Origin of the sequence: Burkholderia contaminans (genome assembly GCF_029633825.1) — a bacterium.
Classification (GTDB): Bacteria; Pseudomonadota; Gammaproteobacteria; order Burkholderiales; family Burkholderiaceae; genus Burkholderia; species Burkholderia contaminans.
On the sequence record NZ_CP090642.1, the window covers coordinates 201113 to 214030 of the forward strand.

Below are 12918 nucleotides of genomic sequence, written 5' to 3' on the forward strand. Positions count from 1 at the left end.
GCGCCGCATCGTTTAGCCGTCAGGAGACCTTGTACGACGCGGCGGCGCATGAGCACCGCATGACGAATCGTGCGCGAGCAATCCGATCCGCCGGGCGCCGTCAGCGGCGCCGGGAGATCGAGTGGTCGGGGGTCATCAGGCAGGAGCCGATCATGTGCAACTGGTTTCGATCCGGGATAGGTATCGTCTGTCTCGGCTGTTCCGCGGCGGTCTTTGCGCAAACGTACGACGATCTGGCGGACGACACGACGAACTGCCGGGCGGTCGTCGCGCAAGCGAACATCGACGGCACGGAGCAGCAAATCGTGGGGCGTGCGTGCCTGCAGGACGACGGCACATGGCAGTTCGTGCAGAGTCCCGATGGTAGTGTTCTATGGTATCCGGCGGCGGACTATCCGTATGCGGACCTGTGGTACTGGGGGCCGCCGCTTTTCATCGGCGCAGGCGTGGGCTTCGTGTTCGTCGATCGATTCCATCGCTTCCACCACTTTCACCATTTCCACCACTTCGATCACGTCGTCCACTTCAACGAAATGGACCATCGTCGCGTCGGCGTGCCGGTCGGCGCCGGTTTTCACCATGGCGCGTTCCCGGCCGGCACAGTCGGCCGCGGATTCGGCGGCATGCATCCGTTCGGCGGCGTGAGCGGATTCGGTGGAATGCGGCGACGTTAGGCGGTGTTTCCGGCCGGACTCGCTGTCGCCATACACCTGCTAATCGAGCCGCCCGCGTAGATCCTCGAACGGAATCATCACGTGCGTGCGATACGCGGGTCGCGTTTTCAGCCGTTCGTACCACGCCTGCACATGCGGGAGGTCCGGCCGTGCGATGCCGAGTTCGAAGTAGCGATACAGGTGCGTGCCGGCCGCGATGTCGGCGAGCGTGAGCGTGTCGCCCGCGAGAAACGGCTGCCCGGCCAGCGCCGCATCGAGCGCCTGGAAGTGCTGCGCGCACTGCGCGATGCTTTGCTCGACGCGCACCGTGTCGCGCTGCTCGGGCGGCGTCCGGAAGTAGCCCCGGAACACGCCGTTCAGGAACGTCGGCTGCAACGTGGTTTGCGACCAGTCCATCCAGCGGTCGGCGCGTGAACGTTCGGCCGGGTCGTCGTGCCAGAAGCCGGGGCGTCCGTAACGTGCGGCGAGGTAGCGCAGGATGCTGTGCGATTCCCAGACGACCGTGCCGCCATCGTCGATCACGGGGATGCGCCCGTGCGGGTTCATCGCCAAAAATTCGGGCGTGTCGAGCACGCCGAACCGCCCGCCGGCCGGCACGTGCTGATGCGCAAGTGCGAGCTCGTCGACGAGCCACATCACCTTCTGAACGTTGAATGCATTGCGGCGCCCCCATACGGTCAGCATGCCGGCCTCCTTGTGTCGTGCGGAACGGGATCGCGGACAGTGTAAACGCCGCAGGCGCGCACCGTGGTGCGCGCCTGCAGGCTGTCGTCGATGTCGTCGTCGCCGTGCGGCGACGCGATCAGAACTTGTGGCGAATCCCGACGATCGCGAGTTCCTGCGTATCGGTGCCGGAGTTCACGCCGTACGAGCCGACCGACGCGGCTGCCTTCACGACCGCGCCGTTCGCGTTGAGCGTGTTGCCGCTCGCCTTCTGGTAGCCGAACAGCGCATACAGGTCGGTGCGCTTCGACAGCGCGTAGTCAGCGCCGAGGTTGACCTGGTTGTAGTGCGCGGAACTCGGACCCGTCAGCGACGTGTAGTTGTAGCCGACGCCCGCGCGCAGTGCCGGCGAGAACTGCCAGTTGAAGAACGCCGAGCCGTTGTTGAATTTCGCGTTCTGGCTGAACGCCGACAGCGTGTCCGCGCCGTACTGCGTATTCGAATACGCGAGGCCGAAGGTGGCGGGCCCGGCCACGTACTGGCCGGCCACGCGCACGATCTGGATCGACTTCGCGCTCGAGAAGCCCTGGTTGATCACGGTGTTGAACAGCGTGTCCGAGCTGCTCGACCACGTGCGCACGCCGTTCGCGACGGTGGAGCCGCCGTTCGCATAGAAGAAGCCGGCGCCGAGCGACAGCGGGCCGTTCGCGTAGCTCGCGCCGAAGCTGTACGTGCGGCCGCTGCCGGTGGCGCCCGCGACGCCGCCGAAACCGTACAGGCCTTCGAACTGGAAGCCCGAGATCAGCGGGCTCGTGTATTTCACCGAGTTGCTGACGCGCAGGCTGTTGTCGTAGTTGTCGAGGTCGCCCGGCGTCGCGAACACGCCGCCGAAGTAGTTGTCCTGCGTGAGGCCCTGCACGAGATCGACGACCGGATCGTACTGGCGGCCGAGCGTCACGGTGCCGTACGTGCTGCTCGCGAGGCCGACGACGGCCTTGCGGCCGAACTCGCGCCCGCCCTGGCCGAGCGCGCCCGTGCCGATGTTGAAGCCGTTCTCGAGCTGGAACAGCGCGGCCAGGCCGCCGCCGAGATCCTCGGTGCCGCGCAGCCCCCAGCGGCTGCCCGACAGGTTGCCGCTGCTGAACTTGACGAGGCTCGACGCGTTGCTGCCGTTCGCGTTCTGCGCGTTGTGCACGTACGCGATGCCCGCATCGGCAATGCCGTACAGCGTGACGCTGCTTTGTGCGTGCGCGCCGGCGGCGTAGAGGGCGGCCGGCAGCGCGAGCAGCGCGAATGAACGGATCTGTTTCATTGTGGGATTCCCCCCGGGTCGAATGGTCTGACGAGTCGGTGAACGATACGGACAGCGCATCGTCGAGGGAACCAATAAATTGTCGGATCGTTATGAGGCGGCGCAGAGATGGATGCGCGCGCAACCTGCCGGCGGCCCGCACGCGGGGATGCTATGCGTCATGCCGCCGCGACGCGTTTCTCAGCACGAGGGTCATCAGTTGCCTTCGCGAATCGACGCCGAGCTTCGCGAAGGCGCGCTTCGCGTAGGTATCGACGGTGGAGGTCTTGAGCCCCATCGATTGGGCGATGGCCGCCGACGTCATGCCCTGGATGAACGACGCACACACATGCATCTCGCGCGCGGTCAACCGTTCCTGCCATTCCGGCAGCCATTGCGCGACGAGGTCGAGATCGAGTTCGTCGCGCGGTGCGTCGTCGGCGGAGATCGCGCCGAGCAGGCGCTTGTGCGCGGACGCCAGCGGCAGCACGACTTGCGAAAGCTGCTTCAGCAGGCTCAGTTCCTTCAGCGAAAACGGCGGCAGCCGCCGTGAGCGCGCGATCGAGATCGAGTAGCGCGTGCCGCCCGTCACGCCGGCGATCACGCATTCGTCATGAATGTCGCCGGCATCGAAGAACAGATGCCGTAGCTCGCTCGACACGCGTTGCGCGGACACCTGCAGCAATTGCACGTCGTTTTCGGTTTCGATCGCCGCGTAAGTTGCATCGTCGCTCGCGTAGCTGCGGTAGTAGTGGCGCATCACCTGCGCGACCAGCTCGGGCTCGCGGCCGAAGCTGCCGATCCAGCCGACGCTGCGCCGGCCGGAAGACGCGCTGCGCTCGTAGTCGAGGTGCACGGCGTCGAAATCGACGTAGCGCACGAGCGTGTCGTAGACGGCGCGCATGAACTGCGGCGTTCCGACGGCTTGTGCGATGTCGCCCAGCGTTTCAGTCACGAACGCGACGTGGCTCAGCGGAAGATCGGGGGCGGGCAGCGCAGCGCTCATGGCGTCGTGTATCGAAGATTTTCAGGTGGCGCTACAGGTATCACGAATATTTTCGACTGCCTACGCGGGAATCTACCCAAACGGCGGGAATCGACGTCGCCGTTTGTCCCGGTTTTCGGGACTGACGCTGCCGGCCGCGATCTCTACATTGGCCCTTGTGCTGAACACCGCTCGACGGCGTTGACGCGAGTCCGGACCCGGACCGGGCGCAACGGCCGATCCCCATCACAAGGAGAATCCCCATGCGTATCCGTATCCGTCGTCAATCGGCGTTGCGCGCCGCGCGCGTCACGTCGGCGGCGCTGGCCGTCGCGGCCAGCCTGTCGGCCCATGCCGGCGACACCAACCTGAACGTGTACAACTGGTCGGAGTACGTCGCGAAGGACACGGTGCCCGTCTTCGAGAAGCAGTCGGGCATCAAGGTGCGCTACGACAGCTACGACAGCGACGATACGCTGCAGACGAAGCTGCTTGCGGGCAGCTCGGGCTACGACATCGTCGTGCCGACGTCGAACTATCTCGCGCAGCAGATCCAGGCCGGCGTGTACCAGAAGCTCGACAAGTCGAAGCTGCCGAATCTCGCGAACCTCGACCCGGTGCTGATGAAGATGGTCGCGAAGGCCGACCCGGGCAACCAGTACGGTGTGCCGTGGGCGTGGGGCACGACGGGGATCGGCTACAACGTCGAGGCGGTCAGGAAGCGGCTCGGCGACAACGCACCGACCGACAGCTGGGCGCTGCTGTTCGACCCGGCGAACGCGGCGAAGCTGAAGGGCTGCGGCATCTCGCTGCTCGACGCGCCGGACGCCGCGTTCGCGGCGGCGCTGCAGTACATGGGCAAGGACCCGGAGAGCAAGAACCCGGCCGACTACCAGGCTGCCTACGACGTGCTGAAGAAGATTCGCCCGTATGTCACGCAGTTCAGCTCGGCCGGCTATGCGGACGACCTGGCGAACAACGATGTGTGCGTCGTGCTCGGCTGGTCGGGCGACGTCGGTATCGCGCGGCGGCGCACGCTGGACGCAAAGCGTTCGTACGAGATCCGCTACGTGAACCCGAAGGAAGGCGGCCTGCTGTGGTTCGACGTGATGGCGATCCCGAAGGATGCGCCGCATCCGGAAGCCGCGCTGAAGTGGATCAACTACATCGAGGATCCGAAGACCAACGCCGCGATCACGAACGAGATCTTCTATCCGAGCGCCAACAAGGCCGCGCGCCCGTTCGTGACACCGGCGATCGTGCAGGACCCGGGCATCTACCTGTCCGACGCGACGATCGCGAAGGCGTCGCTCGCGATGCCGCGCAGCGCAGACATCGCGCGGATGCAGAACCGTCTGTGGCTGCAGCTGAAGTCGGGTGGTTGAGGGAGACGACGATGATCCATACGCTCCCTGCCGCAGCGGTTGCGGGCACCGCCCGCGGCAATGCGGACGCCTTCGTGCGCCTCGAAAACGTCGTGAAGACATTCGGCGACAGCACCGCTGTCGACAACGTGAACCTGACGATCGCGAAGAACGAGCTGTTCGCGCTGCTCGGCAGCTCGGGTTGCGGCAAGTCGACGTTGCTGCGCATGCTCGCCGGGCTCGAGACGGCCACCTCCGGCAAGATCTTCGTCGATGGCGAGGATCTCGCGTCGCTGCCGCCGTACCGCCGCCCGGTGAACATGATGTTCCAGTCGTACGCGCTGTTCCCGCACATGACGGTCGAGTCGAACGTCGCGTTCGGCCTGAAGCAGGAAGGCACGCCGAAGCAAGAGATCAAGGAGCGCGTGGCCGATGCGCTCGCGCTCGTGCAGATGAGCAAGTATGCGCAGCGCAAGCCGCACCAGCTCTCCGGCGGACAGCAGCAGCGTGTCGCGCTCGCCCGCTCGCTGGTGAAACGCCCGAAGCTGCTCTTGCTCGACGAGCCGATGTCCGCGCTCGACAAGAAGATCCGCCAGAAGACCCAGCTCGAACTCGTGAACATCATCGAGAAGGTCGACGTGACCTGCGTGATGGTCACGCACGACCAAGAAGAAGCGATGACGATGGCCAGCCGCCTCGCGGTGATGAGCGAAGGCAAGATCGTCCAGATCGGCGCGCCGGGCGAGGTGTACGAATTCCCGAACAGCCGCTTCTCGGCCGAATTCATCGGTTCGACCAACCTGTTCGAAGGGCGCGTGGTCGAGGACGAGCCCGATCACATCTTCGTCGAGAGCGACGACCTCGAGGCGCGCATGTACGTGAGCCACGGCGTCACGGGCCCGCTCGGCATGCCGGTGGGCATCTCGGTGCGCCCGGAGCGCATTCACGTGTCGCGCGAGAAGCCGGGCTCGAAACACAACTGGGCACGCGGCGTCGTGACCGACATCGCGTACATGGGCAGCTACTCGCTGTACCACGTGCGCCTGCCGAGCGGCAAGACGGTGGTATCGAACCTGTCGAGCTCGCACCTGATGAACGACAACGCACCGGCGTGGAACGACGACGTGTTCGTGTCGTGGTCGCCGGCCAGCGGCGTCGTGCTGACGCAGTGAGGACGACGCGATGAGAACCTCCGCCTCCAATCCGTCCGCGCCGGTGCCGACCGGCGCCCGCCCGGGCCGCTTCGACTTTCTGTCGCGCTTCCTGCCGTCGGGCCGCAGCGTCGCGATCGGCGTGCCGTTCGTGTGGCTTGCCGTGTTCTTCGCGCTGCCGTTCGTGCTGGTGCTGAAGATCAGCTTCGCCGACCAGATGCTCGGTATCCCGCCGTACACCGCACTCGCGCGGCTGGAGGCCGGCACCGTGCAGGTCGTGCTGTCGCTGAAGCATTACGCGCTGCTGCTGCAGGACGACCTGTACCTGAACACCTACGTCAGCTCGCTGAAGATGGCTGCGGCATCGACGCTGATGTGCCTGCTGGCCGGTTATCCGATCGCGTACTTCATTGCGCGCTCGGCGCCGGGCCGCCGCAACGTGCTGATGATGGCCGTGATGCTGCCGTTCTGGACGTCGTTCCTGATCCGCGTCTATGCGTGGGTCGGGATCATGAAGGACGACGGGCTGCTGAACCACGTGCTGGCGTCGCTCGGCGTGATCGCGACACCGCTGCGCCTGTATCACACCGACGCGGGCGTCTACATCGGGATGGTCTATTCGTACCTGCCGTTCATGGTGATGCCGCTGTACGCGCACCTGGTGAAGATGGACCTCACGCTGCTCGAAGCCGCGAACGATCTCGGTGCAACACCGTGGTCCGCGTTCTGGCGCATCACGCTGCCGTTGTCGAGGAACGGCATCGTCGCGGGCAGCCTGCTCGTGTTCATCCCGGCGGTAGGCGAATACGTGATTCCCGAGCTGCTCGGCGGCGCGAACACGCTGATGCTCGGCCGCGTGATGTGGGATGAATTCTTCAACAACATGGACTGGCCGATGGCGTCCGCGGTGACGGTGACGATGGTGCTGCTGCTGCTCGTGCCGATGGCGCTGCTCCATTACAGCCAGACCGAAGCGGAGCCCAGGTCATGAACCGTGCGAATCGCATTCTGTCCGCGTGCGTGCTGGGCGCGGGCTTCCTGTTCCTGTACATCCCGATCGTCAGCCTGGTCGCGTACTCGTTCAACGCGTCGAAGCTGGTGACGGTGTGGTCGGGTTTCTCGCTGAAGTGGTACGGCGCGCTGCTGCACGACGACGAACTGCTCACGGCCGCCTGGCTGTCGCTGAAGATCGCGCTGCTGACGGCCACCGCGTCGGTCGCGATCGGCACCTGGGCCGGCTTCGTGCTCGCCCGCATGGGGCGTTTTCGCGGCTTCACGCTGTATGCCGCGATGATCAACGCGCCGCTCGTGATTCCGGAGGTGATCCAGGGCATCTCGCTGCTGCTGCTGTTCGTCGCGATGCAGCAGACCTTCGGCTGGCCGGCCGGGCGCGGCTGGCTGACGATCTGGATCGGCCACGTGATGCTGTGCCTGTCGTTCGTCGCAGTGATCGTGCAATCGCGCGTGAAGGAGCTCGATCGCTCGATCGAGGAAGCCGCGCTCGATCTCGGCGCACGGCCGTGGAAGGTGTTCTTCGTGATCACGCTGCCGCTGATTGCGCAGGCGCTGGTGTCCGGCTGGCTGCTTGCCTTCACGGTGTCGATCGACGACGTGATCCTGTCCGCGTTCCTGTCGGGTCCCGGTTCGACGACGCTGCCGCTCGTCGTGTTCTCGCGCGTGCGGATGGGGCTCAACCCGGAGATGAATGCGCTCGCCACGGTATTCATCACGGTCGTGACGATCGGGGTCGTCGTCGTGAACCGCGCGATGCTGGCCCGCGAGCGGCGGCACGCGCGCGACACGCGGACGTGGCATGCGGCATCCACGCCCGAGGTATCCGGGAACCCCGCGTCACCGTCCGCCATGTTGCCCGCGCGCGCGCCTGCCGCGCCGCCGCTGCACGACCGCATCCCGCATCCCACGAAGTGACGAACAGTGACGAACGACCAGGAGACATTCCATGAAAAAGAAGATGCTCTGCGCGCTGATCGCCGGCGCGCTGCCGGGGCTGGCCGCGGCGAATTCGAGCGCCGACGAGATCCGGACGCTGCAGCAGCAGATCGCGGTGCTGCAACGGCAGATGAGCGCGCTGCAATCGCAGCTCGGCGCGAAGCCGTTGACCGTACCGGTGGCGTCGAACGCGACGAATGCATCGAACGCCGCGACAGGCGCGGCGGTTGATCCGTCCGCACCCGGCTACGGGCAGGCACCCGCCGTGCTGACCAACGACGACGTGTCGGAAATCCGGCAACAGGTCGCGAACCAGCAGCTGAAGGTCGATTCGCTGACCGACGCCGCGCGCACCGGCCCGATCGCCGGGCTGTCGGTGACGGGCTACCTCGACCCGACCTACGTGGTCAACCGGGGTGCCGGCACGTCGTCGTTCCAGTTCGCGAATCACGAGAGCGCGTACACCTACTACAACAGCACGTTCGGCGATGTATTCCTCGACATCAAGAAGACGTTTGGCGTCGGCCCGACCGCGCCGTCCGCGGAAATCACGCTGATGCCGAACCGCGGCGCGGGCCTGTCGATGATGACGGGCAGCGGCTCGAGCGGCCTGAATATCGTCAACACGGCCGTCCTGACCGTGCCGCTGTCGGGCACGACGGCGCTCACCGGCGGACTGGTGACGGGCTTCGGCGGCTATGAATACCAGCAGTCGAACATGATGCTGACGCTCACGCACAACCTGCTGTACGACTTCTCCGATCCGGGTTCGTCGATCGGCGCGGGCCTCAACTACCTGAGCGCGGACGGCCACTGGGCGTGGAAGTTCTTCGTCGGCAACGAGCAGTTCCGCAGCACGGGCGCGGTCACGCAGACCGGCGTCAACGCGCTCGGCGACCCGGTCACGACGAGCAACAAGGTGCCGACCTTCACCGCGCGCGTCGATTACCTGCGCGGCAGCGCGCTCGACGTCGGCGGCTCGATCAGCATCGGCCGCCAGACGCTGCCGAGCGCGGTCGACCCGGCGACCGGGAACGTGCGCTATGGCGTGGGCGGCAACGCATCGAGCGCGTACGGCGCGTTCTTCTTCGGCGAGGCCGATGCGACCTACACGCTCGCCGATGCGCAGTACAACGCCGAGTTCGATTACGGCCAGCAGCAGCACGGCGCGTTCAACGGCGGGCTCGCACAGTGGTTCGGGCTGTCGCTGCTCGCGCACCGCAAGTTCAACGCGCCGGTGGTAGGCCGCATGGGCGCGACGCTGCGCTACGACCTGCTCGTGAACCGGAAGAACGGCGGCGGCGGCTCGTCGATCGGCCTGAATGGCAACGGGATGGATCCGTACAACGGTTTCGGCATCGATGCCGACTGCCTTGCGCTGTCGAAGGCGAGCGGCGGCGTCGGCTTCGAGTGCAAGGGCGCGACGCGGCAGGCCGCCGCGTTCGACCTGCTGTTCTACCCGACCCAGCAAGTGACGGTGAAGGTCGAATACCGGCACGACTGGGCGAGCAACAAGGTTTTCCTGCGTCACGACGGGTCGTACGAGAAGTCGAACGACCTGCTCGCCACCCAACTCATCTACGCGTTCTGACGCGGCGCCGTTCGCGAGTCTTGCACATGCTCAAGTTCGAAAACCAGCAACATGTTCAGTCCTACTATGCAGCGACGGCGAACAACCGTACGCGGCATCCGTCGCTCGACGGGGCCGTGACGGCCGACGTCTGCGTGATCGGCGGCGGGCTCACGGGCCTGTCCGCGGCACTCGAACTCGCCGAGCGCGGCCATTCGGTCGTGCTCGTCGAGGCGTCGAAGATCGGCTGGGGCGCGAGCGGGCGCAACGGCGGCCAGCTGATCGCCGGGTACGCGTGCGATATCGACACGTTCTCGGCTTACCTGCCGGAAGACGACGTGCGGCGCGTCTGGGCGATGGGGCTGGAGTCGGTCGAGATCGTCCGGCAGCGGGTCGAGCGGTACGGCATCGATTGCGACCTGACTTCCGGCTATCTGACCGCCGCGATCAAGCCGCGCCATCTCGATGCGCTGCGCGCGTGGCGCGATACCGCGGCGAGCCGCTTCGGCTATCGCGGCTACGAAGTCGTCGAGCGCACCGACATGCATCGCTTCGTCGCATCGGATCGCTACTTCGGCGGCCTCCGTTACGAAGGCAGCGGCCACCTGCATCCGCTGAACTACACGCTCGGCCTTGCACGGGCGGCGCGCGAGGCCGGCGTGACGATCCACGAGGATACGCCCGCGCTCGCGCTCGACCGCGCCGCACCGTATCACCGCGTGACATGCGCACGCGGACACGTGGATGCCCGTCACGTCGTGCTGGCCTGCAATGCATACCTCGGGCAGCTGGCGCCGGCGCTCGCGCGCAAGATCATTCCGGTCGCGACATACCTGATCGCGACGGAGCCGCTCGGCGACGCGCGTGCGGCCGAAACGATGCCGGCCGATGCGGCGATCTGCGACACCCATTCGGCGCTCGACTATTTCCGGCTGACACGCGACCGCCGGCTGCTGTGGGGCGGCAAGGCCAGCAGCTCGACGAATACGCCGCGCGACCTCGCGGCCGCGATGCGGCGCGACATGCTGAAGACGTTCCCGCAGCTGGCCGATGTGCGGATCGACTATGCGTGGGGCGGGCTGATCGACGCGACGATGAATCGCGCACCGCATTTCGGCAGGCTCGAGCCGACCGTGTATTTCGCGCAGGGCTTTTCCGGGCACGGCGTCAACGTGACGGGCCTGGCGGGGCGGCTGATCGCGGAAGCGATCGATGCACAGGCCGCGCGCTTCGACCTGTTCGGCCGGATTCGCCATCGCGACTTTCCGGGCGGCCGCGCACTGCGCACGCCGATGCTGGCGCTCGCGATGACCTGGCACCGGATGATGGACCTGCTCTGACCCGCGCGGGCAGCGCGTCTGTCCTTCCGCACCGCACCGAAACGTTTCGAATCACTCATGCCCTGGAGGCACTCATGACCAACATCACGAATATCGTCGACCTGATGCGCGCACCGGCGAAGCTCACGCAGAGCCGCGTGCCGAACGGGTTGCTGCTCGACGGCAATCCGCAGCAGACGCTGTCGCATCACTACATCAGCCCGTGCGGGCAGTTCAGCTGCGGGATCTGGGCATGCACGCCCGGCCGCTGGACGATCGAGTACGACGAGTCGGAGTATTGCGAGATGCTGAGCGGCGTCGCGATCGTGCGCGATGCGGAGGGCCGCGAGCGCGTGCTGCGCGCGGGCGACCGCTTCGTGATTCCACCGGGTTTTCGCGGCACGTGGGAAGTCGTCGAAACGTGCCGCAAGATCTATGCGTCGCACGCACCGCTGGCCGGACAGCCGGGCGCATGACGCGCGGCCGGTTCAGGACAACCATCCAAATCAACGAGGAGCAACTCATGACCCAGGAATTGTGGCGTCTCAGCGCGGCCGAGATGGCCGGGCGCGTCGCGCGTCGCGACGTGTCTGCCACTGAACTCACGCGCAGCTGCCTGCAGCGGCTCGAAGCGGTGAACCCCGTCATCAACGCGATCGTGGACGTGATGGCCGACAGCGCGTTGCAGGCCGCGTCCGATGCCGATGCCACGATCGCGCGCGGCGCACCGGTCGGCCCGCTGCACGGCGTACCGGTGACCGTGAAGATCAACGTCGACACGGCGGGATACGCGACGACCAACGGTGTGCGCGCGTTTTCGGACGTGGTTGCGCACGAGGACAGCCCGGTGACCGCGAACCTGCGCAAGGCCGGTGCGATCGTGATCGGGCGCAGCAATGCGCCGGCGTTTTCGTACCGCTGGTTCACCGACAACGACCTGCACGGCCGCACGTCGAATCCGTGGAATCCGTTGCTGACGCCAGGCGGTTCCAGCGGTGGTGCCGCTGCGGCCGTGGCCGCCGGCATCGGCGCGATTGCGCACGGCAACGACCTGGGCGGCTCGATCCGCTACCCGGCCTACGCGTGCGGCGTCGCCGGGCTGCGGCCCAGCACCGGGCGCGTGCCGGCGTACAACCCGACGCAGTCGAAGGACCGCACGCTCGCGGTGCAGCTCGCGTCCGTGCAGGGGCCGCTCGCGCGCACGGTCGGCGACCTGCGGCTCGCGCTCGACGCGATGGCCGCCGGCGACGCGCGCGACGCATGGTGGATGCCGGTCGCGCCGAATGCACGCGAAGCCGCGTTCCCCGCGCGCGTGGCCGTTTGCGCGGCGCTGCCGGGCGTGCGGTCCGATCCGGTGGTGGTCGACGCGATCCGGCAGGCCGCCCGCTGGCTTGAAGAAGCCGGCTGCATCGTCGAGGAAGCAGTGCCGCCGCGGTTCGCCGAAGCGTGCGAACTGTGGCTGGACCTGGTGACCAACGAAGCGCGCAGCGGACTCGGCGACGTGATCATGCAGCACGGCGACGCGGCGATCCGTACCGCGTTCGCGAGCCAGCGCCGTCTCGCGAAGCCGCTGGACCTCGAGGGCTACATGAACGGCCTCGCGCGGCGCACCGCGCTGCTGCGCGACTGGCAGCAGTTCTTCGCGCGCTATCCGCTGCTGCTGATGCCGGTGTCGTGCGCGCAGCCGTTCGCGATCGACGCCGATCAGCACGGCGACGACGCGATGCGCGCGATCGTCGAGCGGCAGGGGCCGCTGCTCGCGACCGCGCTGCTCGGGCTGCCGGGGCTGTCGGTGCCGACCGGCATCCGCGACGGCGTGCCGACCGGCGTGCAGCTCGTCGCCGGTCGATTCCAGGAAGCGCTGTGTCTCGCCGCCGGCGAAGCGATCGAGGCACGCGCGGGCATCTTCACGCCGATCGATCCGGTCACCGGGTCGTGATGCGGGACTTTT

Annotated in this window: 12 protein-coding genes; 9 read left to right on the plus strand and 3 right to left on the minus strand. The window is 66.8% G+C overall.

All coding sequences use genetic code 11. The features are described from left to right. Window positions 1-152 precede the first annotated feature (152 nt). Window positions 153-674 carry a hypothetical protein gene (locus tag LXE91_RS33155; RefSeq protein ID WP_039364481.1) on the plus strand — a complete coding sequence of 174 codons (522 nt, stop codon included), beginning with the start codon at window positions 153-155 and terminating at the stop codon, window positions 672-674. Window positions 675-713: 39 nt separating this feature from the next. Here the strand turns inward: LXE91_RS33155 and LXE91_RS33160 are convergent, their stop codons facing one another. The 3 genes from LXE91_RS33160 to LXE91_RS33170 all read right to left on the minus strand — a co-directional run bounded on the left by LXE91_RS33160 (window position 714) and on the right by LXE91_RS33170 (window position 3634). Then, window positions 714-1358, minus strand: a complete 645-nt coding sequence (locus LXE91_RS33160) for a glutathione S-transferase family protein (protein WP_039364479.1) — start codon at window positions 1356-1358, stop codon at window positions 714-716. 118 nt (window positions 1359-1476) lie between these two features. Further along, window positions 1477-2649 (minus strand): porin, encoded by a 1173-nt coding sequence (locus LXE91_RS33165; RefSeq protein ID WP_039364476.1) that lies wholly within the window; start codon window positions 2647-2649, stop codon window positions 1477-1479. A 151-nt stretch (window positions 2650-2800) separates the two neighbouring features. Beyond that, entirely contained in the window at window positions 2801-3634 is an 834-nt protein-coding gene (locus LXE91_RS33170; protein ID WP_039364473.1) for a helix-turn-helix transcriptional regulator, read from the minus strand. A gap of 242 nt (window positions 3635-3876) precedes the next feature. On the opposite strand from LXE91_RS33170, the gene LXE91_RS33175 reads away from it, so the two are divergent. The 8 genes from LXE91_RS33175 to LXE91_RS33210 all read left to right on the plus strand — a co-directional run bounded on the left by LXE91_RS33175 (window position 3877) and on the right by LXE91_RS33210 (window position 12906). Continuing rightward, window positions 3877-4998: a polyamine ABC transporter substrate-binding protein gene (locus LXE91_RS33175; RefSeq protein WP_039364470.1), complete on the plus strand. Its 1122-nt coding sequence runs from the start codon at window positions 3877-3879 to the stop codon at window positions 4996-4998. Window positions 4999-5009: 11 nt separating this feature from the next. Continuing rightward, the gene (locus tag LXE91_RS33180) at window positions 5010-6149 is read left to right on the plus strand and encodes an ABC transporter ATP-binding protein (RefSeq protein WP_046543598.1); all 1140 of its coding nucleotides are present in this window, start codon (window positions 5010-5012) and stop codon (window positions 6147-6149) included. 10 nt (window positions 6150-6159) lie between these two features. After that, window positions 6160-7119 carry an ABC transporter permease subunit gene (locus tag LXE91_RS33185; protein ID WP_039355327.1) on the plus strand — a complete coding sequence of 320 codons (960 nt, stop codon included), beginning with the start codon at window positions 6160-6162 and terminating at the stop codon, window positions 7117-7119. After that, window positions 7116-8057 (plus strand): ABC transporter permease subunit, encoded by a 942-nt coding sequence (locus LXE91_RS33190; protein ID WP_039355325.1) that lies wholly within the window; start codon window positions 7116-7118, stop codon window positions 8055-8057. The genes LXE91_RS33185 and LXE91_RS33190 overlap by 4 nt, the downstream gene beginning before the upstream one ends. Before the next feature lie 31 nt (window positions 8058-8088). Then, window positions 8089-9669, plus strand: coding sequence for a DUF3138 family protein (locus tag LXE91_RS33195; RefSeq protein ID WP_039355323.1), 1581 nt, complete (start codon window positions 8089-8091; stop codon window positions 9667-9669). Window positions 9670-9695: 26 nt separating this feature from the next. Beyond that, the gene (locus LXE91_RS33200; protein ID WP_039355320.1) at window positions 9696-10988 is read left to right on the plus strand and encodes an NAD(P)/FAD-dependent oxidoreductase; all 1293 of its coding nucleotides are present in this window, start codon (window positions 9696-9698) and stop codon (window positions 10986-10988) included. A gap of 74 nt (window positions 10989-11062) precedes the next feature. Beyond that, entirely contained in the window at window positions 11063-11443 is a 381-nt protein-coding gene (locus tag LXE91_RS33205) for a cupin domain-containing protein (protein WP_039355318.1), read from the plus strand. A 47-nt stretch (window positions 11444-11490) separates the two neighbouring features. Then, on the plus strand, window positions 11491-12906 hold the full coding sequence (locus LXE91_RS33210; protein ID WP_039355316.1) for an amidase family protein: 1416 nt from the start codon (window positions 11491-11493) through the stop codon (window positions 12904-12906). Window positions 12907-12918 lie beyond the last annotated feature (12 nt).